This is a genomic window from Sphingobacterium sp. GW821-FHT03E03, assembly GCF_059420745.1.
This window is the reverse complement of sequence record NZ_JBWKUH010000001.1, coordinates 811,971-833,671: the sequence shown is the minus strand read 5'-3', so window position 1 is coordinate 833,671 and position 21,701 is coordinate 811,971. Positions and strand designations below refer to the sequence as shown.

Below are 21,701 nucleotides of genomic sequence, written 5' to 3'. Positions count from 1 at the left end.
GACCAGTTATGAGGGGTGGAATCCAAATTATTTATGAAAAAACTAGATCAACATATATTGGATTTGCAAGACGGTAGAGAAGCTGCATTAGCATCCCTTATTGATGAGTTTAGTGAGAAACTGCTTTTTTTTGCCTATAAAATTGTAAAAGACAAAAATATTGCAGAGGAAATTATTTCGGATTCATTTATTAAGTTATGGGAACGCAGAGGCAATTTTAGTTCTATCGAATGCATCAAATCTTTTTTGTTCTTAGTGACTAAAAATGCTTGTTTAGATGCTTTAAAACAAAGTAGATCCAAATTTGAGCATAGCGAATCTTTTTTAATGGATCTTAAGACAGATACACAGGATGTTTTAACGAAAATCATTTATTATGAGCTTATTGATTTAATTGCCAAAGAGATCGAAAAATTTCCCAAAAGGCAGGCACAGATCATACAGTTATCTTTAATAGAAGGTAGATCTACAGAAGAGATTTGTGAAGAATTGGAGACTACTCCGAGTACGGTTTATTTTGCCCGGTCAAAAGCTATTTCAACCTTAAAACAAGTGTTCAAACAGAAGAATATTTCATATTATCAAGTTAGCTTTTTGCTTTCCATGCTCTGGCCCTAATAGATCGTAGTTCCTAAAAATGAGGAAATTTTTGGAGAAGAGGGGGGAGGCAACAGTTGTTTGTAAAGCTCTCAGTTTAATAGGGCCCCAACTTTGAAGCTAGCATTGGTTTGATTTGTTGAAAGGAGAAGAGATATAAAAAAAGGCACATCATGTCATGTGCCTTTTTTTTAATATGTTAAAGATTATTTTACTTATCTATTTAGCAGTTGCTGCCGCTCTATCGATGTGGAACTGTACCAGGTCATCGATAGGAGAACGCAAAATCTTGCCCACTTTCATTCCATATTGTTCAGCCTTTTCAGCCAATACATTTCTGAAATTGTAACCTACGGAACCAATGCAATTGAAAGTATAGCTTTGATAATTAGGATATTTACTTACTAAATTTCTGAAGAAAGCTTCAAAAGCTTCATCGACAATATTTCGTGTATATTCGATATTTACATTGTTATCATATACGAATTTACTGAAACTTGCACAGAAACGATTAGGCATAGGTTTGGTATAAACCGCGTCCATGATTTCATCTTTCGTCATTTTATATGTGTTCCAAAACACTTCCTTTACATCTTTAGGCATTAAATTACGAACATAATCTGCAAGTAATTTTTTACCAATGTAACTACCCGATCCTTCATCGCCTAAAATGTAAGCTCCGGAATCAATATTTAATGTAATTTCTTTGCCGTCATAGAGACAAGAATTTGTTCCTGTACCCAAAATCGCAGCAAACCCAGCTTCTGATCCTAGCAATGCTCTTGCTGCAGCAAGTAGATCATGTCCCACTTCCACTTTCGCTGTAGTAAATACGTGTTTTAGTGCATCAACTACGATCTGAGCTTTTTCTTTATTATGGACCCCTGCACCATAATAATTTACTTCCGCGATTTTTTCAAAGGGTAAATCCTGCGGTAATCCTTTTTTTAGGGAGTTTACAATGTATTCACTGTCAACAAAATACGGGTTGTACCCTTCTGTGTTGAAGTAGATTTTTTTATTTGAATCGTCTAACAAACACCAGTTTGTTTTTGTTGATCCCCCGTCAGCAATGATTATCATTATTGAGTAGTTTTAATTGTGTTTATCGTTATAAAATGAGTAATCAATTCATTAATCAATTCCCCGAAAATACATTTTTTAATTTTAAATATCATAATTTATCCGAGTATTTTTGAAAAAATAAATTTTATGAATTTGCTCATAATATAAAAAAACTGGCTTAACAGTGTCGTTAAGCCAGTTTTTGGGTCGTGTAATAAAATTGATTAAATAGTGTACTATTTACAATTAGTTGATGTTTTTAATGTGCTCCTTCAGCCTCGATTTCATCAATATTGATTCCTTGTTTAGTTAAAATTCCTTTGACAAATACAGCAAAGAAAACAATATAACAGAATCCGATCAATGGTAGGATATAGGAGTTGTGTATTCCAATAAGATCGGCCAATTTTCCTTGGATAGGAGGAAGGACGCCACCACCAAGAATCATCATAACTAAGAATGCTGAGCCCTGAGCAGTATATTTTCCAAGACCAACAATTGATAAACTGAAAATAGATGACCACATAATTGAACAAGCAAGTCCTCCTGATAAAAATGCATAAATCGCGATTGTACCTGAAGAGAAAAGGCCGATTAACATAGCGATTATTCCAAATAAACCGAAAATGATCAATGTACGGGCTGGTTTCTCTTTACTTAGATAGAAAGCAACGATTTGCAGAATAATACAGACCACATAGTAATAAAGGTGTGACATTTCGAAGCCCGCAAGGGTGTTCACGCCAATAATAATCGAGAAAGCAATTAAAGGGACAATAATCAGTAGTCCATTTTTAGCCGACTTGCTTAGGTTGAATGCTGTAATAGCCCCTGCCCATCGGCCAATCATCATACTACCCCAATACATGGATACATATGGTGTGATTTGTGAAGACTGTAGGTGGCCAAATTCTTTTAATGTAAGCAACTCACCTAAGTTACTACCAATAGCAACTTCGATACCTACATAGATAAATAATGCAAGCATTCCCAAAGCCAGTTGCGGATATTTCATTGCTCCCCAGCCTTCAGGGTTCTTTTTCGCGCTTCTGTTGGAGAAAAGTAAACCGCCGATAACAACAATTAATGCACCTGCTAACCATAGCATACGTTGTGTTTCAAGTGGTTTGGCAACTTCTTTAATATGTGCTTTTAATTGATCGATTTGTAGCTGATCAGTGAGGCTTGATGCTTGTTGATGTAGCTGTTCGATATGCAATGCAAGGTCACTTTTGTAACTTAGGAATACTGGAGTGAACATACCGAATAGTAGAACTGTCATGATGATCAAGGTACGTAAAGCCTTATTGGCCTTTTCCATGGGTTCATTGCTAATTCCAGCTGGAACTTTTTTACTGAAATTGAACAATGCTGCAGCTAAAAGAAACAACAAACCAACACCAACATATAGGTATACAACCTTATTTAAAGGGAGATTGGCAATTTCAGAATCTGAGATCGGCTCAAATGTTCCAAATAGAGAGAAACCAATAACCAATGGTCCTATTGTTGTTCCGAATGAGTTGATACCACCTCCGAGGTTAACACGTGAAGCTCCCGTCTTTGGGTCACCTAATAAAACAGCGAAAGGATTAGCAGCTGTTTGCTGTAAAGAGAATCCAAGTGCAACCACAAATAGACCCAACAACATTCCAATATATAAATTTACCTCGACCGCCACAATCATTGCTGCTGCTCCCAACGCAGAAAACAGTAGACCATAGACGATACTTTTTTTGTAACCCCATTTTCCAACAAGGTCTTTACCACCAATTGAACTGAAGATAAAGAGGAGTAATGCACCAATGTAGTAGGCCGTGTAAAAAGCAAAGTCAATGAGCTGCGATTGAAATTGATCTAAGTGAAAATAATTCTTGCAGAATGGGATAAATACGCTATTTCCCGCTGCAATGAACCCCCAAAAGAAAAACACAATAATCAATGTGTAGAGTGCGGGGTAATTGGTTTTAGTTTGTTGCTGTTCCATATAAGGGATCTAAAAACTTAAATTTTGAAAGGTACGAACTTATGAAAAAAAATATAAAATTCAATCTAAAAATGTCGTTAAATCGTTTTACTAGCTACAATAGTAAATATTTTTTTTGAAATATTTTGAAATAACAAAATTTGTTTTTTTCTTTGTCTAGGTTCTCAAGATTTAATCCACTTCGGGTTTAAAAGAAATCATTAAGTTCTTCATTCACTTAAGCAAGGAAACATGTTTAGGTGTATAATCAGAATAAAGCTCAAAAGAAAATCCAAAAATCATACACAACACATTAATGGATATTAACGAATTAAACGCTAAACTCGTATCGGAATTGCGCGAGATTGCTAAGTTGATCGGTATCGCGGATGCTGATAAATTGCGTAAGCAAGAATTAATAGAAAGAATTAGCAATACCGGTGGGGAAGAAGAAGCAGCTCCGGCTTCTGTAGAAAAAGTTGCTAAAGTGGAGGAAGATAATCAGGAACAAGGTGAACGCACTCGTAAGCGCGTAAGAACGGTGAAGACCGTCGAGCCTGTGACTGTCAGAAAACGTGAGCCTGTTGAAAGTGAGGAAAGCAGTCCCGCGGTAGAAAGTACTCCTACAACAGATAAAGGTTCCCAACCTGAAAAAACACCTCAAACTCCTAAAGCTGAAAATACTTCTTCTAGTACAGATTTCGACAATGTTATCGTTAATGAGGGTGTGTTAGAAATTATGCCAGATGGCTATGGTTTCTTGCGTTCATCAGACTATAACTATCTGACATCTCCAGATGATATCTATGTATCACAGTCTCAGATCAAATTATTTGGTTTGAAAACAGGAGATACCGTTCGTGGTTGTATTCGCCCTCCAAAAGAAGGTGAGAAATATTTTCCATTGGTTAGAGTAGAGGCCATCAACGGACAGAATCCTGCAGAGGTGCGTGACCGTGTGCCTTTTGACTACTTGACACCTTTATTCCCAGATGAGCGCTTAAATCTGGATATGGGTATGGGTAACTACTCAACTCGTATTATGGATTTGTTTACGCCAATCGGTAAAGGTCAACGTGGATTGATCGTTGCTCAACCAAAAACGGGTAAAACAAATTTATTGAAGGAAGTTGCTAACGCAATTGCGAAGAATCATCCTGAGGTATATCTTATTATCTTGTTGATTGATGAGCGCCCTGAGGAGGTTACGGATATGGCAAGAAGTGTACGTGCCGAGGTTGTATCATCTACTTTTGATGAGCCAGCTGATCGCCATGTGAAAATTGCTAATATTGTATTGGAGAAAGCGAAACGTATGGTAGAGTGCGCTCATGATGTTGTAATCCTATTGGATTCAATCACTCGTCTGGCGCGTGCTTACAATACTGTTGCTCCTGCTTCAGGTAAAATCTTGTCGGGTGGTGTGGATGCAAATGCACTACATAAACCAAAACGTTTCTTTGGTGCGGCTAGAAATATCGAAAACGGCGGTTCATTAACAATCCTTGCAACAGCTTTGACAGATACTGGTTCCAAAATGGATGAGGTGATCTTTGAAGAATTTAAAGGAACGGGTAATATGGAATTGCAGTTGGATCGTAAATTAGCGAATAAGCGTATCTTCCCTGCTATCGACATTACAGCGTCAAGTACGCGTCGTGATGATCTATTGACAGATAAAGAATCATTGCAACGTATTTGGGTACTTCGCAATCACTTGTCAGATATGAATTCTACAGAGGCAATGGAATTCTTGCAAGGGCAAATGCGTGGTACTAAATCAAATGAAGAATTTTTGATCAGTATGAATGGGTAATCCCATCAAATTTTAATATTTTAGCCATCATTTTACTAAAATGATGGCTTTTTTTGTGTCCGATCGTATGATATGGTTAAGTATAACTCAATGTTGAGATATTAAAACGATATTGAGCTGCTAATACATACAAATAAGCCACTTTGAAAATTGCAATAAGTACATAAATATAATATTGATGAAAAAACATATTCCAAATCTGCTGACCTGCCTAAATCTCTTTAGTGGTTGTATTGCTGTACTGATGGCGTTGGATGGCAACATAAAAGCGGTAACTATATGTGTGCTTGCTTCTGGAATATTTGATTTTTTTGATGGTATGGTCGCAAGGCTGCTTCATGTAAAGTCGCCTATTGGAAAAGAGCTGGATTCACTTGCCGATATGGTCAGCTTTGGATTTCTACCAGGGGTAATTATGTTTACACTATTGCAAAAAGTGTTTCCCGGTGGATCTTTATTTCCTTATCTAGGCTTTATTGTTACTGTATTTTCTGCTTTGCGTTTGGCTAAGTTTAATTTGGATGAGCGGCAAACAGCAGATTTTATTGGACTTAATACACCAATGAATACTTTTTATGTACTTTCATTGCCTTATATTGCGGATAAGTATCCTGAACTCATTATAAATCCAATATTTTTGATTTGTAGTGCACTCTTGACCAGTTACTTGTTGATTAGCGAGATTCGACTGTTTTCGATGAAATTCAGTTCAATGGACTGGGCGACGAATAAATATCGCTTTATTTTTCTATTCTTAACTTTGGTTTTATTTGCAATTGGACAGTTTATGGCTTTGCCAATTATTCTACTTTTGTATTTTATACTTTCAGCATTGCATTTTAATAAAAAAACGATCTAACTTAGATCGTTTTTTCATATTGTTCGAGTTCAAATAACAGTTCTTTCATTTCGATGTCCAGCACCTCAAAAGTTGCTCTAAGCCCCTCTAAGGATTCCTGATTTTTGGCACTTAATTCCAAATTCTCAAATTTAGCTTTTAAGTGAAAAGCTCCGATATAATCCATAGTCGGTTTAATATGATGAGCTGCATCTGCAATTTTTTGATGATTACCTGTATTTAGGGCATTTCGCAAGTTGTCTAAGTCTACTGGGGTCTGGATAAGATACATTGATACAAATTGTTTGATCAAATCTGTATTGTCAAACATATTCTGGTTGATCAGGTCAATGTCGATATGATTCATCGTCGCTAATTTTCTTTACGGGTAATTCGTCCTTGCAATTATGCAATAAAGATACATTATTTTTTTTGTAAACGGGGTGTATGTATGTTGGGGCTATTTCTGCTAAGGGCTCCAGTGTAAAGCGTCGTTCTGAAATAAAAGGATGTGGTATAATCAGGTCGGGGTGGCTGATGACTTCGTCGTTGAAATAAAGTAAATCGATGTCTATTGCCCGCTCTCCCCATTTCTTCAGTCGTATTCTTCCCAGGTCTAATTCAATCTGTTGGGTAAGATTTAAACATTCAAGTGCAGATAAATGTGAGCTTATTAGGATAACTTGATTAAGAAATGAAGGTTGATCCTCAACTCCCCAAGCTGCAGTTTCATAAATTGAGGATTCTTGCAAGATCATTCCAATCTGTTGTTCGAGGGATTGTTTTGCTAAAGAGAGTTGTTGTAGGCGATCTCCTAAGTTAGTTCCCAATAATATAAAAATCTTGTTCATGTCGCTAAATTAAGTCTTTATGAAATAAAATACTGGGGGAATAAAAAATATTGCATTACCTTTAGCGTAAAATAAATCATTCCCTTTGCAAGAACTGCATAAACTGGAATTAATTATAAAATATGAAATCATTTTTTAAGTATGTATTGGCAACGATTACAGGGATTGTTATATCTTTTGTGATTTTGTTTATTGTTTTTATGGGTATTATCGGTGCGATTATTAGCTCTGCTTCCTCTGATCAGGAGGTCGTTGTCAAAACCAATTCGGTGCTGTTTCTATCTTTTGACTATGATATTAATGAACGGAATGATAATAATCCTTTTGGAAGCTTAAATCTTCCGGGTTATTCTACCAAGAGTATCGGGTTGGATGATATTCTAGCAAGAATAAGGTATGCCGCAACAGATGCGAATATTAAGGGGATTTATATGGATGCGGGTAGTATTGGTACTGGTTTTGCAAGTTTAAAGGCAGTGCGCGATGAACTGTTAACATTTAAAAAAACAGGGAAATTTGTTGTTGCCTACAATGCAGGGTATAATCAAAAAGCATATTATGTAGCCAGTATTGCAGATAAGGTATATGTCAATCCCCAAGGTACCATAGATTTTAGAGGTCTTTCTAGTTCGACAATGTTTTACAAAGACCTATTGGACAAAGTTGGGGTTGAGATGCAGATTGTGAAAGTAGGGACGTTTAAGAGCGCGGTGGAGCCTTACTTCCTAAATAAGATGAGTGATCCAAACCGTTTGCAGGTAACATCGTATCTGGGAAGTATATATGATACTTTTATCAATGAAATCGCTGCAAGCCGGAATATTCCAGCAGATTCATTACGAGGTATTGCCAATGATTACTTGGTCAGAAATGCCGATGATGCAGTGCGATATAAGCTTGCTGATGCAAAGATATATAAAGATGAGTTATTGTCGGATTTGAGAAAAAGATTGAAGATAGGTGAGAAGGATGAGATATCTTTTGTTTCATTGTTCGATTACAATAAAAAGGTGAAGGATGATGCCAGTGGATCTGAAATAGCTGTACTTTATGCTGTTGGCGAGATTGTGGATGGTGAAGGTACTCGTCCGGGAGAGATCGGAGGGGATAAATTTTCAAGAGAATTACGGAAGCTGCGAGAGGATGATGCAATCAAAGCTGTTGTGTTGCGTGTGAATTCACCTGGGGGTTCGGCACTTGCTTCAGATATTATCTGGAGGGAGGTGATTTTGACTAAAAAAGTTAAACCAGTAATTGTTTCTATGGGAGATGTTGCGGCTTCAGGTGGCTATTATATTGCTGCGGCTGCTGACTCCATATTTGCTGAGCCAACGACCATCACCGGATCAATTGGTGTATTTGGTGTAATACCGAATTTCCAGAATCTGATGAACAATAAAATTGGCGTTCACTACGATGGTGTAAAGACGGGTAAATTTGCAGATTTGATGACTACTTTTGATCGCCCATTGACCGCTGAAGAAAGGGATATTATCCAACGCGAGGTTGACAAAGTATATGCTACTTTTACAAAAGTTGTGTCCGAAGGTAGAAAGATACCATTGACGAATGTTGATAGTATTGGTCAGGGCCGTGTTTGGACGGGTACACAGGGGCTGAGTAACAAATTGGTGGATCGTCTGGGTAATCTTGATGTTGCCATTCAGGCAGCGGCTAAAAAGGCGAATCTAAGCAAGTATAAAGTTTCACAATATCCTGCGAAGGAGGATCCGTTTACCTCGATATTGAACAATTCAAAGGAAAAGGTTCAGGCTTGGGTAGCGAAGGAGCAAATGGGCGAATACTATCGTTATTTTGATGTGATGCGGAAGGCGACAGCACAGAGTGGGGTTCAGGCGAGGTTACCTTATACTGTTGAAATCCATTAATGATAATTTAATCCGATAAAAAGGCATTTATTTGATGAAAATAAATGCCTTTTTTCTATATTTAGCTGTTCGTTTGGCAAACGACAGATCCTAAAACATTAAAGTTACATAATGAAAACAGTAGACGATTTAAATTTTGCAGGTAAAAAAGCCTTGGTTCGCGTAGATTTCAACGTTCCTTTGGATGAAAATTTCAATATTACGGATGATAATCGTATTCAAGGAGCTGCTCCAACAATAAAGAAAATTTTGAACGACGGCGGAAGCGTGATATTGATGTCCCATTTAGGAAGACCAAAAGATGGTCCTACTGATAAGTATTCATTAAAACATATTGTGGCTCATCTATCTAAGGTATTAGGTACAGAAGTTCAATTTGCCGATGATTGTATTGGAAATGAAGCTGTAGAAAAAGCTGCTGCATTGCAGGCTGGCCAAGTTTTATTACTTGAGAATCTACGTTTTTATAAAGAAGAGGAAAAAGGTGATGTAGGATTTGCTGAAAAGCTTTCAAAATTGGGTGATGTTTATGTGAATGATGCCTTCGGTACCGCGCATAGAGCACATGCTTCAACTGCGATTGTCGCACAGTTTTTTCCATCAGCTAAATATAGCGGTTATTTGATGGCTGCCGAGGTAGGGAATGCAGAGAAAGTTTTGAATAATCCGGTTAGACCTTTTACAGCGATTATGGGGGGAGCGAAAGTTTCTGATAAGATCCAATTGATCGAAGCTTTATTGGATAAAGTGGATAACCTACTGATCGGTGGAGGTATGGCTTATACTTTTATCAAAGCAAGAGGTGGTGAAATCGGTAAGTCATTGGTTGAGATGGATAAACTTGATTTGGCTAATGAACTGGTTAAGAAAGCGAAAGAAAAAGGGGTAAATCTTGTTATTCCTACGGATGCTCAAATTGCTGATGCGTTTTCTAATGATGCCAATGTATATGATGGACCAAATGATCAAATTCCTGCAGACCATCAGGGCTTGGATATTGGTCAGGAGTCAGCTGAGAATTTTGCGGCTATTATCAAGGATTCAAAAACAGTTCTTTGGAATGGACCTATGGGTGTTTTTGAATTTGATACTTTTGCAAAGGGTACGAAGGCTGTGGCTGACGCTGTTGTGGAAGCAACAAAAAATGGTGCATTTTCTTTAATCGGCGGTGGAGATTCAGCTGCAGCAGTAAGTAAATTTGGTATGACTGAAGATGTCAGTTATGTCAGTACAGGTGGGGGAGCACTATTGGAATATATGGAAGGTAAAGTTCTTCCTGGTGTAAAAGCACTCGAAGACTAATAAAACAAACAGAATATAGAAAAGGGATAATGCTAAGTTATCCCTTTTTTTATGGGGAAAGACTGCCTTAAATCTATTGCGTTCTTTTATTGACGTTGGTAGGAGCTAATGACTTGTGAAAAAAGCTTTCTATTTATTATAGCTGCGATCCGTTTGTTAATGTCAGATTTAAATCAATTATCTGTTAAATATCTGTATAGTGTTGGTGAGTGTTTACCGTATTTGCTAAATTTATCACAACATGATTATATAGGTTTTATTGATGGATGCTAATCACAAAAAAGAAAAAGATAGTTCGGGTTTTTTTTCGGTGTTGACATACAATGTAGCGGGATTGCCAGGGTTTATTTCTTCTGCAATTACAGGCAGGAGTAGGAGTATCGCTGAGATAGGCAAAAAGATTAATCCTTTTGATATCGTAAATGTGCAGGAGGATTTCAATTATAACAATAGTCTTTATTTGGGAGGAAACCAGCATCCTTATCGGACCAAGCCTAAGGGGCGTGTGCCTTTTGGCGATGGTTTGAACACGCTGTCTCGTTTTCCGATGTCAGATGTAATCCGCGTTCCCTGGAAAAAACGCACGGGGGCTGATTTCCTGACGCCTAAAGGTTTTACCTTGGTCAAGGTGGAAATAGTTGCGGGGATATGGCTGGATGTCTATAATGTACATGCAAACGCTCAGAACAGTAGGCGTGCCTCTAGTGCTAGAAGGGACAATCTCAATCAGCTGCGCGATTATATAGGTGAGAACTCTAGTGATAATGCACTGATTGTTATGGGGGACTTTAATGCTCATTATAGTTTCGGTGATGATAATCTACATGATTTTATGGAGTCAACCACATTGGTGGACAGTTGGGTAGAACTCCAAAACGGCGGACTGGTGCCAGAAGCGAAGCATGCGTTCAAACCTCCTCATATGTTATCAATTGGTAATCAGAACGAGTCAATAGACAAAATTCTTTACCGTAGCAACGGTCATCTAAATTTGGCTGCGCGTGACTATAATATAGAAAATAATCTGTTTACGAACCTCAGGGGTCTACCTTTGTCAGATCATTATGCGCTAGCTGCTAATTTTAATTGGGCTATTCATCCTTAGTAGGTGTAATTTAAACTTACCGTTGGAACGACGCGCTGCGTTGCTGTATTATCATTGATGTAGGTTCCTTTTACGACAAACTCAAAGTCGGGTAATGGATATCTAAAAGCATTGAAATCAAAGGAAAGGTATCCTCCAAAACTCTTCGGTGCCGCTTCTTTATGTTTGTGGATATTTTGATAGTCTGCAAATACACCACCTTTTATACGTTTTATATAGGTTAGTGATCCTATATTAAAATCAGGATAGGCGATTGGAAAACGATAATTGACTAATAATGTATTTTTTATCTTTTCATATTTGTAATAACTAAACCCGCTGACGAGCGGGATATCGTTAATGTATTCATAAATTCCCGTTCCCGCCTGTGCGCTCAAGCGAATTTGAAATCCATGATTGTTTACAAAGCCGGGTAGATAAAATACTGTTCTCGCAGATAGAATTTCACCTTTGGCCTTGTTTTCAAAAGGTGTGTGCCTATAAGTTATACTGAAATTTTGTCCCCATCGCGGGTATTGATCCATATTTGCCATTCGGGCATTTCGGTTGAAATAAAGTTGGTACGTTAACGGAAATGCAGTTTCGTAATTAAAGTTTTTGAGGTCATTCCGACTTAGGCTGTAACGTTTCAAATAAGCTGTTGCAAAATTGAATCCTGTGGAATAATTGTAATCAAGCCTATAAAAAGATAGGGGGATAGAAATTTGTGAGGAAACGTAATGTTCTCTCCAATCGAACCTTACACTGCTGTCTGGTTTATTGGGCACGCTTGCTGCTGCGATCTGCCCTCTATTTTCGTAGCGAAGTGAGAATTTCGGAAAATACTTGTTGTAAGTAAGTTCGGCCGAATAAATACTTTTTCTGATGTCTGTATCGTATTCATAGCCAAGCGCAATTTGGGTCGTGTTTAAAATGTTATTTGAAAGCCAAAAAATGCCAGGTTTGAAATTATCAAAACTTTCAAAGTTACTACTACTTAAAGAAAGACTATGGAAGTTAAACGTTCGTCCAAGTCCTTTGTACGGCTCAATGGTGTAATGCTGGCTGGAATCTGGTGCTGTGGCAGCAATATTGAATATGCTGTCTTTCTTTACAGCGTCAGCATAGTAGTGGGAAAAATAATCAGTTTCTGGTTTTATATCGAAGGTCGTATCTATACTTGTCTGGCTGATTTTATAGCCATTGTATTGATAGTTGTTAAAAAGCAATTGCTTAGTTTCTTTATTATAAAAAGGATTAAAAGCGCCGAATGGAGCTTTGGTCAGGAGATTTTTCGCTTCCGATTGACGATCTATTTTGTAAATGTTATCAATACCATTAAAGTTGGCTTTGACAAGTATATTCATACCTGAAAGGTATTGTGGTCTTTCGTATTGTTGATCGCCCCATGAGGTGATGTTTGTGATTTTATCATTTTTGAGATCTATTTCGCAGAGTGCAGTTCCAATTTCTGATAAGCGGATAGCAATTACTTTGTCTCCTGTTGGGTTAAAAGCGGGATGTTGAAGCTGTTCTGAATCCACTGTTTTTATCCGCTTGATTACAGAGCCGTTTTTAAGGCTTATAAGCGTAAGGTAACTTGTGTTGGATAAATCCACTTCAATACAAGCAATAGATTCGTCTACGGGGCTAAATACGGGTGAATAATATCTAGACTGCTTGGTCAGTGTTTTGATTTTTCCTGTTTTCCGATTCATTAAATTGATGACACTATATGTTCTCTTGTTATAACGTGGATCTTTTCGGAGTTCATCCCATACAATATATTCTTTGTTGATGTCGAAATGTGGGGTCAACTGGATACCCGTTTTTACAAGTTGTGATTCCGACTTCTTATCGTTGTCATAAGTATATATTGCATTTGTTTTTTCGGGATTTTGCTTGATGAAATAAATTAAATTTCCCTCTGATTTTGGTAATAAATTGCTGTTATAATAGCGGTTATTTTGACCGGAAATTTCAGTGTAATTTTGGGCTAAATAATTTACTGTTTTTTGCTGCCATATTGAGTCTAGTTTTGTGATCGTTTTATTGAATAAATAGCGGCTATTTCCACCTATTTTTTTCTTCAGTACACGGTTGATATTATAAGGATAGAGTGGCCGTTTGTTGAGCTCTGAAAATAAATCTGCTTCGTAATTTGGTGGCAGTTCCGATTTAAGTGTTGATGTCATCAAGTAGCCAATTGTGTAGTAACTGGGGACAATATCCTTAAAGGATCCGAGTAGGTATTTATCGAAACTATAGTTCTGTTTAGATTGGAAGTTGGCTTTGATCGGCATTTCAAAAGAAGGCAATCGACCTCTTCCTCCGCGAGAATAAATGGTTTCAGTCAGCGTAGCATCGCCTTCGAAAAACCAGGAAGGAACTGTAAGTCCATAATAAGCCAAGGCCAATTGTTCGAAAAAGGGAGCTCTTAATTTTCCTGTCAATTTGTCAAATTGGTTAACATGTCTTGACTCATGGAGGATCAGATTGGGTAACCAAGTTTGGTTATCAGGTTCGGCTCCGGCAGTGCTATATAGCTCGGATTTTCGAGGAGATAACTGTACAAAGCCGTTTGTCTCTAGGTTCGTATTGTGTATAATGAAGGGGATCTGTCGCGGCGTTATTTTATAATTTCTACTTGTTGTACGCAAAGAGTTGTGGACCTGATTTGCTAGGGTAGGGGCTTTACCTTTCATCTCTTCAGGGAAAATGAGTTTAAAATTCGGGGTCTCGATTTTGAACCATTTCTGACTTAAAGGGGCTTGGCTGTCTTCAAAAAATTGTGCAAATGTTTTTTCTGAATATATTGTTAATATTATTAATATTAAAGTGTTGGTAATTACGTTTTTATATTTCATATATATGGCAAATTTATGAATTGCTATTTTTTTTAGCTAAATATTTTGGTTTTATATGAATCTTATGTTTTTTTGAAATTATTAAATATATTGATTTGTATATAGTTATGATTTTATTGCGTTTGTGTTTTTTACTGTTTATTTATTGTTTTTAGTTTGTTTTAAATGCTTGCTTTCGCTGTAGAAATTCGTTGTTCAACTGGAAAGAAGCACGTGACGAATATACTCAAATATTCAGGTATAAGTTAGGTGCTGCTGAAAAATATTTGGACATTTTTTATGCGTACGAATTTTATGCTTACGAAAGGGAGAAGGTTTTTTGTCCGGAAAGCGGGATGTGTAGATAAATTCTTCTTTATGTTTTTTTTTTGTAAAGATGATAGTCGAGCTATGGTGTTCTTATGATGGTTCGTTTTGTTTGTTTTTTTTATTGGATCGTGGTGCACGGGAGGAAATATTCGATAGTGACAAAATGTCTTGTTTCAAGAAAAGATTGGTCGGCTGTTCGCTCATTGAAGATAAAATATGAATGAAGTTTTATGGTCTTTTTATTATTTATTTTTTTATTCAGAATTTACTTTAAAAAAGCGATTTTTGTAACATATAATTTTGTACCGATGTAGGATTTTAAAATCGAAAGGAAGATATGGAAGAACTGGAAATGCAGGTAAGTCAAATAGAACAATTGATAGCGAATGGTGATTTTGTTGGGCTGGAAGAATTTCTAAATGAATTGAATATTTCTGAGGTAGAGGAGTTGATTGATGAGCTGCCTGAACATGGTTCACTCTTTATAGAATCCTTAAATTTGAATCGTGCTGTAAACGTTTTTCGGATCCTTGATTTTCCCACCCAAAATCGAATTTTTAAAAAGCTTTCTAAAGCTAAAATAAGTGCTTTAATTAACGAATTACCACCTGATGATCGGACTTCTTTTTTCTCCGAAATGAAGGATGATATAAAGCATTTAATATTGCTCCTGCCACCAAAGGATAGGGTGGAAGCTTTGGCTTTATTGGGCTATCCCGAAGATAGTGTCGGGCGCTTGATGACACCAGATTATATTACTGTAAAAGCACATTGGAGTATCGAAAGAATACTAGGACATATTCGTCGATATGGAAAGGATTCTGAGACTATTGATGTGCTTTATGTCATAGATTCAAATGGTAAGTTGATTGACGATATTCGTATCAAAGATGTGCTGATGGCAGAGCCCGAAACAATAGTGGGCGATCTCATAGATTATCGATTAATTTCTTTGAATGCCTATGACCCGCAGGAGGAGGCAATTAATATTTTCCGTATGAATAATAGGGTTGCGCTTCCGGTTGTCGATGGACAGGGGGTGATGCTTGGGATCATTACTGTAGATGATATCTTGTGGGTAGCCAATGAAGAGTATACCGAGGATATGCAACGTATTGGTGGTACAGAGGCTTTGGATGAACCCTATTTGGATGTTTCCATCAAAAATCTTGTTAAGAAACGCGCGGGCTGGTTGATTGTTTTATTTCTAGGACAGTTATTGACAGCAACCGTCATCGAACATTTTGAGGAGCAAATGGCGAGCGCAATTATGTTATTTGCGTTAATGCCAGTGATTATATCCAGTGGTGGTAATAGCGGTTCGCAGGCTTCTACATTAATTATACAAGCGATGGCATTAGGGGAGGTAACACTTTCGGATTGGTGGCGCGTAATGCGAAGGGAGATATTGTCTGGTCTGTTGCTTGGGCTTATCCTGGGTGCCCTTGGTTTTTTGAGAATCATGGCTTGGCAGTCCTTTGCACATAGTTATGGTGAATACTGGGTACTGGTTGCTTTGGTGATTTCCTTGTCCTTGATAGGTGTTGTCCTTTGGGGCTCGCTTATGGGATCTATGCTTCCTTTTGTGATGAAGAGGTTAGGGGCCGACCCTGCGAGTTCATCAGCACCATTTGTATCAACTCTTGTGGATGTTACAGGCCTTTTAATATATTTTACCGTAGCCACACTAATTCTCAAAGGAGTATTACTTTAATCAGGCGTTGAGGGTTGATTTGTTTGAGGGAATCAGACGAATAACGCTTACTAGTATTTAAGTAAAAGAAGAATTATGCTGTTAGCGTTGCTTAAAGAAGGTTTTTAGCGAGGACAGGAGAAAAGAAAAAATAAATTATTCTAGTTGGATTTTAGGAAGTTGTAAAAAATGTGTTCAAAAAATTTGTAGTATTCTAATAATCTTCCGATACTTGCATCACGGAAACGCGATAGGGTCTCCGGAAAAATTGAAGAAAACATTCCTGAATAGCTCAGCAGGTTAGAGCATCTGACTGTTAATCAGAGGGTCGCTGGTTCGAGCCCAGCTTCAGGAGCAATTTAATAACTTACATAACCGGAGTTTTTAAAAGTATTCAATTTTTCATTCCTGAATAGCTCAGCCGGTTAGAGCATCTGACTGTTAATCAGAGGGTCGCTGGTTCGAGCCCAGCTTCAGGAGCAACAAGCAAATGATAAAATTATTTGCGAATAATATAAAAATGTACTATTTTTGTGCATTCAATGAGAAAGGAGTTTCTCGGAAGATTAAACATTCCTGAATAGCTCAGCAGGTTAGAGCATCTGACTGTTAATCAGAGGGTCGCTGGTTCGAGCCCAGCTTCAGGAGCAATATTGAAACCGGCTTTATGCCGGTTTTTTTGTTTACCATGCTTATTAAAAAACTATGAGTTTAGTAATTATTGGTACGGTGGCTTTCGATACAATTGAAACACCGTTCGGTAAAACTGACAAAATTCTAGGTGGTGCCGGTACTTTTGCGAGTTTAGCGGCGTCCTATTTATGTGATCAAATCAAATTGGTCAGTGTTATTGGAGAAGATTTTGGAAGCCGTAATCTTGCTGTTATAAAGGATCGTGGCATCGATGTATCGGGTGTTCAGATTGTTCCAGGGGGACAAACGTTTTCGTGGTCTGGAAGATATCACAATGATATGAATAGTCGGGATACGCTAGCAACGGACTTAAATGTATTGGCGGATTTCGATCCAATTATTCCTGATAGTTATCAAGATTGCGAATATCTTTTGTTAGGCAATCTAACTCCACAAGTACAGTTAACAACCTTGGCCCGCCTGAAAAGGAAACCAAAACTCGTTGTGCTGGACACGATGAATTATTGGATGAATGTTGCTCTGGATGATTTAAAGAAAGTTCTTCAAAAGGTGGACGTCTTGACGATCAATGATGCTGAGGCTAGACAACTATCCGGTGAATATTCATTGGTTAAAGCTGCAAAAGTTATTTTGGCTATGGGACCAAAATATTTGATTATAAAAAAAGGTGAGCATGGCGCATTGCTTTTTGGCGAGAATCAGATTTTTTCTGCTCCGGCTTTGCCTTTAGCCGATGTATTTGATCCGACAGGTGCAGGAGATTCATTTGCCGGTGGATTTATTGGTTATTTAGCCAAAGTAAAAAGCATAAATTTTACGAATATGAAGAATGCACTGATCTTTGGATCCGCACTGGCTTCTTTTTGTGTTGAAAAGTTTGGTACAGACCGTCTTGTGGATCTTACCGAGGAAGATATACAGAAGCGTCTTAATGCTTTTGTAGCACTGTCTCAATTTAATCTATAGATTTTTATTAACTCTTCAGGATTCCGACAACCTGAAATTTTGAAAATACACTGTCTGAATGAGGAGCGTCTTTAAGCTCCTCAGTTAGATCTTGGCCTGCCCAATGCTCATAATGCATGCCATTTTTCCAAAGTCTACTGTCACTCACATCATAAATATAACCTTTGTAAGCAACCCAGATCTGGGGCTTATCCTGACCATTTCGCAATGCGAGCTGACTCTTGCTATATTCGGGTAATCCTTCTTTTGTCATCACGATCTATCAGAAGGCGAAGATAGAAAAAACTAGGCTACTTTATAAGCAGATAGTGATCGTTTCATTAATTTCCGGGCAACATGTATCCTCGTTTTTACAGTTCCAATAGGGATGTTTAAATGCTCTGATATCTCATGATATTTAAATCCTTCGAAATAAAGCGAAAAGGGGATGTAGTATTCTTCTGAAAGATTGGATAGCGCTTCATGAATATCCTCCATAACAAACTTACTTTCTCCGTGGTTACTTGAGGCGGATATCAGGAGATTAGAATTGGAAATGTCTTCATCTTTTGTTATGAAAGAGTTTGTTTTTACGATCCGCCTATAGTTGTTTATAAACGTATTTTTCATGATGGTATAAAGCCATCCTTTTAGGTTAGTCCCTTCTTTGAAATTTTTGAAATAGGTTACAGCTTTAAGGATAGTATCCTGTACGAGGTCGTTAGCATCCTCATAGTCGCTGGTAAAATTTCTGGCGTAGAGTTTTAATGAGTCTGATTGCTCAATAACCATGGTGTCAAATTCATTCTTTGTCATAGCTTAATGAATTATAACTGTTCTTTTTAAGAAACAGTAAGTTTATAAAATGCGGTTCATTAAGTATGAGGCAAATAATGAGCCAAAATCGAAAGGAAGGGATTTCTTAATGTAATTTTAAGATTATTTTAAGAAGTGCAATCGTGTGCGTATTTTAACCCTGAGTAAATAGGGTTAGTTTTAAATGATGTTGAAGCGAAGTGGGGCTATATTATTTTGTTTTGAGTTTCAAATATGCGCAAATGTTTTTTTTTGAATCTTTACAATAAATTAACTTCGCGTTCAAGTATAATTCCAAATTTGTCCTGTACATCTTTGATAATCTGGACAGAAAGGTCATAGATTTCCTGACCGCTAGCATTTTGTCTATTTATTAGTACAAGCGCTTGATTTTTCCAGACACCGGCTTGACCATATTCTTTTCCTTTCCAACCGCACTGTTCTATTAGCCAGCCCGCAGCTAGTTTTGTCTGGTGATCGGGCATTGGATAATGTGGGATGGTTGGGTACAAAGCAGCTAACCTTTCAAAGTTGTCTGCAGAGATCACCGGGTTTTTAAAAAAGCTTCCCGCGTTGCCCACGGTACTTGGATCCGGTAATTTTTCTACTCTAATTTTTGATACAACAGTAGCAATATTGGCGATAGTGGGCTGGGTTATATTTTCTTTAATTAGTTCTGTTTCGATAGCACCGTAGCTCGTATTTATATCGGGGGTAAGACTAAGTTTGTAGGTCACTTCTGTAATAATAAAACGCCCTTTGTGTTCTGTCTTAAAAATACTGTCTCGATAGGAGAAATTACAGTCTTCCTTTTTGAAGGTTTTAAATGTACCCAGTGTGGTGTCAAAGGCTTCACATTCGTGAAAAACATACATTAATTCAGTGCCATAGGCACCAATATTCTGTACCGGGGATGCGCCGACGGTACCCGGAATAAGGGCCATATTCTCTATTCCTGCGTAATTATGTTCGATACAATACCAAACAAAGTCATTCCAAACCTCTCCAGCTTTTGCTGTTACATATACGTGATCCGATTCGATTTTTGACTGTATACCTTTGCTAGCCATTCGGATAATGTATCCCTCAAAGGGTTTAGTAAACAACACATTGCTGCCGGCGCCAAGAACAAAAAAGTTCTCTTTGAAAAGTCCCTTTTTAAAAATTTCAGTCAGTGTTTCATTATCATTCACTTCGATTAAGAAATTTGTCTTTTCCTCTATTCCAAATGTATTGAAAGGTTTCAAAGATATATTCGATTGAATGTTTAATTCCATGTTGACTTTATTTTTCAGAAATTCAAAAAAATCAGCTATCTTTAGCATGATAATCGGTAAAGATAGTATAAACCGTTTATTTAACGATAAAAAATGTAAGTTTAATGGGTAATGCAGATGTAAAAAGGATCAAAATTCTAGAAGCTGCAACAAGGCGCTTTGCACACTTCGGAATGGCTAAAACCACGATGTCGGAGATAGCTAAAGATCTTAATTTTTCAAAAGCGCTGCTTTATTATTATTTCCCTGATAAAAACAGTTTGTATTCTGCTGTTTTCGAGTATGTTATTGATAAAATGATTGAAGAGATCGAGGAGGTCATCGACAAAGGTGGCAACTTTGAGGAAATCATGATGTACTCTATCGATATGCGTGTCAAGGCAATCAATCAATACTACAATTTATTCGAATATACCATGAAAATGGTCAAAGAGCTTCCGGATGAATTGGAGCAGGTATTCAAAGAATCTTATCTACGTGAGGTTGAAATTATTGAAAAAATTCTTAAGATCGGCATAGATGCTGGGGAGATTCGGGTAGATGATCTTAACGAGACGGCTCGTATTCTATTGTATTCTTTATTTGGCATGCGTATGGGGATATTGAAAGATATGAAAAATATGCTGTTTCCAACCAAAGAAGAATTTGATCATATTCTCAGTTTGCAAAAGAAAATGATGAAAATCTTCTTGAATGGATTGCGTTATCAACGTAGTTAAATCGACATTGATTGTATATGTGCGATGATCTGTTTAGCGTGGATACGTGAATTTTCAATAAACCAAAGGTGGGTATTTAAACCTCCACATACTACACCTGCCAAGTATAGGCCTTTAATATTGGTTTCCATCGTCTGTTCGTTGTGATGGGGGATACAGGGTGTCTGGTTTGGGATATCAATTCCTACCTTCCTTAAAAAATCAAAATTTGGCCGATATCCAGTCAGCGCAAGTACAAAATCATTCTCGATCTCGATGATGCCTGTCGATGTTTGGATAGTGGCGCTCGTTTCGCTAACCGCTGTTAATTGGCTATTGTAAAGAACATCGATTTCCCCGGCGGCAATTCTATTCTCAATGTCTGGTTTTACCCAATACTTGACCCTTGGGCTGATTTCATTGCTCCGGATCACTAAGGTAACCTTTGCTCCTTTACGAAATGTTTCCAAAGCAGCATCTATCGATGAATTGCTTGCTCCTACGACAATCACTTTTTGGCCACTATAATAATGAGGATCATCATAGTAGTGTCTTACCTTGTTCAGTTCTTCCCCAGGAATATTGAGTAGCATGGGGATGTCATAAAAGCCAGTAGCAATGATAACTTTTCTTGTTGTGTAACTACGTTTGCTTGTTGTGACATAAAAGTTTTCGGACTCATTTTTCTTGATATCCAGGACTTCTTCAAACAGGTGGGTATCCAATTCAAATTTCTGTTGAATGCGTCTGTAATATTCTAAGGCTTCCGTTCTTCGGGGCTTTGGATTAGTTGTCACAAAAGGGATATCCCCAATTTCAAGCCGCTCAGAAGAAGAAAAAAAAGTCATATTTTGGGGATAGTTATAGAGCGAATTGACTAAACATCCTTTTTCCAAAATGAGGTAGTTGAGATTAGCCTGTTTCGCTTCCAAGGCACAGGCGAGGCCGATAGGTCCTCCTCCAACGATAATGATGTCGTAGAGGGCTGTTGTGTTTTCGCTCATAAATGTAAATTTCGCTAATTTTTAGAATAA

Annotated in this window: 18 protein-coding genes and 3 tRNA genes; 12 read left to right on the top strand and 9 right to left on the bottom strand. The window is 37.5% G+C overall.

Features of this window, described 5'->3' with window-relative positions; all coding sequences use genetic code 11:
* Nucleotides 1–33: 33 nt before the first annotated feature.
* The gene (locus tag AC07UV_RS03390; protein ID WP_495182726.1) at nucleotides 34–618 is read left to right on the top strand and encodes an RNA polymerase sigma factor; all 585 of its coding nucleotides are present in this window, start codon (nucleotides 34–36) and stop codon (nucleotides 616–618) included.
* Nucleotides 619–816: 198 nt separating this feature from the next.
* Here AC07UV_RS03390 and AC07UV_RS03385 read toward each other — a convergent pair whose 3' ends face one another.
* A complete protein-coding gene (locus AC07UV_RS03385; protein ID WP_077432461.1) occupies nucleotides 817–1,680 on the bottom strand; it encodes an N-acetylglucosamine kinase in 864 nt (287 codons plus the stop codon).
* Nucleotides 1,681–1,921: 241 nt separating this feature from the next.
* Complete coding sequence (locus AC07UV_RS03380; protein ID WP_282253418.1) at nucleotides 1,922–3,649, bottom strand: MFS transporter; 1,728 nt, start codon at nucleotides 3,647–3,649, stop codon at nucleotides 1,922–1,924.
* Nucleotides 3,650–3,944: 295 nt separating this feature from the next.
* On the opposite strand from AC07UV_RS03380, the gene rho reads away from it, so the two are divergent.
* Both rho and pssA read left to right on the top strand, forming a co-directional pair.
* Nucleotides 3,945–5,444, top strand: a complete 1,500-nt coding sequence (gene rho / locus AC07UV_RS03375) for a transcription termination factor Rho (RefSeq protein WP_495182725.1) — start codon at nucleotides 3,945–3,947, stop codon at nucleotides 5,442–5,444.
* Between the two features lie 178 nt (nucleotides 5,445–5,622).
* Complete coding sequence (gene pssA, locus AC07UV_RS03370) at nucleotides 5,623–6,303, top strand: CDP-diacylglycerol--serine O-phosphatidyltransferase (RefSeq protein ID WP_282253420.1); 681 nt, start codon at nucleotides 5,623–5,625, stop codon at nucleotides 6,301–6,303.
* A 1-nt stretch (nucleotide 6,304) separates the two neighbouring features.
* Here the strand turns inward: pssA and AC07UV_RS03365 are convergent, their stop codons facing one another.
* Nucleotides 6,305–6,649, bottom strand: coding sequence for an Hpt domain-containing protein (locus AC07UV_RS03365; protein ID WP_120260587.1), 345 nt, complete (start codon nucleotides 6,647–6,649; stop codon nucleotides 6,305–6,307).
* Entirely contained in the window at nucleotides 6,630–7,133 is a 504-nt protein-coding gene (folK, locus tag AC07UV_RS03360; RefSeq protein WP_282253421.1) for a 2-amino-4-hydroxy-6-hydroxymethyldihydropteridine diphosphokinase, read from the bottom strand. The genes AC07UV_RS03365 and folK overlap by 20 nt, the downstream gene beginning before the upstream one ends.
* Before the next feature lie 122 nt (nucleotides 7,134–7,255).
* On the opposite strand from folK, the gene sppA reads away from it, so the two are divergent.
* The 3 genes from sppA to AC07UV_RS03345 all read left to right on the top strand — a co-directional run bounded on the left by sppA (nucleotide 7,256) and on the right by AC07UV_RS03345 (nucleotide 11,429).
* Complete coding sequence (gene sppA, locus AC07UV_RS03355) at nucleotides 7,256–9,022, top strand: signal peptide peptidase SppA (protein WP_495182724.1); 1,767 nt, start codon at nucleotides 7,256–7,258, stop codon at nucleotides 9,020–9,022.
* Between the two features lie 111 nt (nucleotides 9,023–9,133).
* Complete coding sequence (locus AC07UV_RS03350; protein WP_495182723.1) at nucleotides 9,134–10,324, top strand: phosphoglycerate kinase; 1,191 nt, start codon at nucleotides 9,134–9,136, stop codon at nucleotides 10,322–10,324.
* 262 nt (nucleotides 10,325–10,586) lie between these two features.
* Entirely contained in the window at nucleotides 10,587–11,429 is an 843-nt protein-coding gene (locus AC07UV_RS03345) for an endonuclease/exonuclease/phosphatase family protein (protein WP_495182722.1), read from the top strand.
* On the opposite strand, the gene AC07UV_RS03340 is transcribed toward AC07UV_RS03345, so the two are convergent.
* Nucleotides 11,426–14,113, bottom strand: coding sequence for a TolB-like translocation protein (locus AC07UV_RS03340; protein ID WP_495182721.1), 2,688 nt, complete (start codon nucleotides 14,111–14,113; stop codon nucleotides 11,426–11,428). The genes AC07UV_RS03345 and AC07UV_RS03340 overlap by 4 nt on opposite strands.
* Nucleotides 14,114–14,921: 808 nt before the next feature.
* Here AC07UV_RS03340 and mgtE point away from each other — a divergent pair.
* The 5 genes from mgtE to AC07UV_RS03315 all read left to right on the top strand — a co-directional run bounded on the left by mgtE (nucleotide 14,922) and on the right by AC07UV_RS03315 (nucleotide 17,897).
* Nucleotides 14,922–16,298 carry a magnesium transporter gene (gene mgtE, locus AC07UV_RS03335; protein ID WP_120260594.1) on the top strand — a complete coding sequence of 459 codons (1,377 nt, stop codon included), beginning with the start codon at nucleotides 14,922–14,924 and terminating at the stop codon, nucleotides 16,296–16,298.
* A gap of 260 nt (nucleotides 16,299–16,558) precedes the next feature.
* A tRNA-Asn gene (locus tag AC07UV_RS03330) sits at nucleotides 16,559–16,632 on the top strand.
* 51 nt (nucleotides 16,633–16,683) lie between these two features.
* Nucleotides 16,684–16,757: transfer RNA gene (locus tag AC07UV_RS03325), tRNA-Asn, on the top strand.
* 94 nt (nucleotides 16,758–16,851) lie between these two features.
* Nucleotides 16,852–16,925 (top strand) — tRNA-Asn (locus AC07UV_RS03320).
* Nucleotides 16,926–16,982: 57 nt separating this feature from the next.
* Nucleotides 16,983–17,897: a PfkB family carbohydrate kinase gene (locus tag AC07UV_RS03315; RefSeq protein WP_495182720.1), complete on the top strand. Its 915-nt coding sequence runs from the start codon at nucleotides 16,983–16,985 to the stop codon at nucleotides 17,895–17,897.
* A gap of 7 nt (nucleotides 17,898–17,904) precedes the next feature.
* On the opposite strand, the gene AC07UV_RS03310 is transcribed toward AC07UV_RS03315, so the two are convergent.
* The 3 genes from AC07UV_RS03310 to murB form a co-directional block, all read right to left on the bottom strand.
* Nucleotides 17,905–18,150, bottom strand: coding sequence for a cytochrome b5 domain-containing protein (locus tag AC07UV_RS03310; RefSeq protein ID WP_282256116.1), 246 nt, complete (start codon nucleotides 18,148–18,150; stop codon nucleotides 17,905–17,907).
* A 32-nt stretch (nucleotides 18,151–18,182) separates the two neighbouring features.
* Nucleotides 18,183–18,692 carry an RNA polymerase sigma factor gene (locus tag AC07UV_RS03305; protein ID WP_282253427.1) on the bottom strand — a complete coding sequence of 170 codons (510 nt, stop codon included), beginning with the start codon at nucleotides 18,690–18,692 and terminating at the stop codon, nucleotides 18,183–18,185.
* Between the two features lie 260 nt (nucleotides 18,693–18,952).
* A complete protein-coding gene (gene murB, locus AC07UV_RS03300; RefSeq protein ID WP_495182719.1) occupies nucleotides 18,953–19,969 on the bottom strand; it encodes a UDP-N-acetylmuramate dehydrogenase in 1,017 nt (338 codons plus the stop codon).
* A 104-nt stretch (nucleotides 19,970–20,073) separates the two neighbouring features.
* On the opposite strand from murB, the gene AC07UV_RS03295 reads away from it, so the two are divergent.
* On the top strand, nucleotides 20,074–20,688 hold the full coding sequence (locus AC07UV_RS03295; protein ID WP_120260598.1) for a TetR/AcrR family transcriptional regulator: 615 nt from the start codon (nucleotides 20,074–20,076) through the stop codon (nucleotides 20,686–20,688).
* On the opposite strand, the gene AC07UV_RS03290 is transcribed toward AC07UV_RS03295, so the two are convergent.
* Nucleotides 20,685–21,671 (bottom strand): YpdA family putative bacillithiol disulfide reductase, encoded by a 987-nt coding sequence (locus tag AC07UV_RS03290; protein ID WP_495182718.1) that lies wholly within the window; start codon nucleotides 21,669–21,671, stop codon nucleotides 20,685–20,687. The genes AC07UV_RS03295 and AC07UV_RS03290 overlap by 4 nt on opposite strands.
* Nucleotides 21,672–21,701 lie beyond the last annotated feature (30 nt).

Excerpts from the sequence above, each read along its gene's own strand:
- AC07UV_RS03390 (WP_495182726.1), top strand. The coding sequence starts at position 34 with ATGAAAAAACTAGATCAACATATATTGGATTTGCAAGACGGTAGAGAA.
- AC07UV_RS03290 (WP_495182718.1), bottom strand. The coding sequence starts at position 21,671 with ATGAGCGAAAACACAACAGCCCTCTACGACATCATTATCGTTGGAGGA.
- sppA (WP_495182724.1), top strand. The coding sequence starts at position 7,256 with ATGAAATCATTTTTTAAGTATGTATTGGCAACGATTACAGGGATTGTT.
- AC07UV_RS03365 (WP_120260587.1), bottom strand. The coding sequence starts at position 6,649 with ATGAATCATATCGACATTGACCTGATCAACCAGAATATGTTTGACAAT.
- murB (WP_495182719.1), bottom strand. The coding sequence starts at position 19,969 with ATGGAATTAAACATTCAATCGAATATATCTTTGAAACCTTTCAATACA.
- folK (WP_282253421.1), bottom strand. The coding sequence starts at position 7,133 with ATGAACAAGATTTTTATATTATTGGGAACTAACTTAGGAGATCGCCTA.
- AC07UV_RS03310 (WP_282256116.1), bottom strand. The coding sequence starts at position 18,150 with ATGACAAAAGAAGGATTACCCGAATATAGCAAGAGTCAGCTCGCATTG.
- rho (WP_495182725.1), top strand. The coding sequence starts at position 3,945 with ATGGATATTAACGAATTAAACGCTAAACTCGTATCGGAATTGCGCGAG.
- AC07UV_RS03350 (WP_495182723.1), top strand. The coding sequence starts at position 9,134 with ATGAAAACAGTAGACGATTTAAATTTTGCAGGTAAAAAAGCCTTGGTT.
- AC07UV_RS03295 (WP_120260598.1), top strand. The coding sequence starts at position 20,074 with ATGGGTAATGCAGATGTAAAAAGGATCAAAATTCTAGAAGCTGCAACA.
- AC07UV_RS03340 (WP_495182721.1), bottom strand. The coding sequence starts at position 14,113 with ATGAAAGGTAAAGCCCCTACCCTAGCAAATCAGGTCCACAACTCTTTG.
- mgtE (WP_120260594.1), top strand. The coding sequence starts at position 14,922 with ATGGAAGAACTGGAAATGCAGGTAAGTCAAATAGAACAATTGATAGCG.
- AC07UV_RS03385 (WP_077432461.1), bottom strand. The coding sequence starts at position 1,680 with ATGATAATCATTGCTGACGGGGGATCAACAAAAACAAACTGGTGTTTG.
- AC07UV_RS03380 (WP_282253418.1), bottom strand. The coding sequence starts at position 3,649 with ATGGAACAGCAACAAACTAAAACCAATTACCCCGCACTCTACACATTG.
- pssA (WP_282253420.1), top strand. The coding sequence starts at position 5,623 with ATGAAAAAACATATTCCAAATCTGCTGACCTGCCTAAATCTCTTTAGT.
- AC07UV_RS03315 (WP_495182720.1), top strand. The coding sequence starts at position 16,983 with ATGAGTTTAGTAATTATTGGTACGGTGGCTTTCGATACAATTGAAACA.
- AC07UV_RS03345 (WP_495182722.1), top strand. The coding sequence starts at position 10,587 with ATGGATGCTAATCACAAAAAAGAAAAAGATAGTTCGGGTTTTTTTTCG.
- AC07UV_RS03305 (WP_282253427.1), bottom strand. The coding sequence starts at position 18,692 with ATGACAAAGAATGAATTTGACACCATGGTTATTGAGCAATCAGACTCA.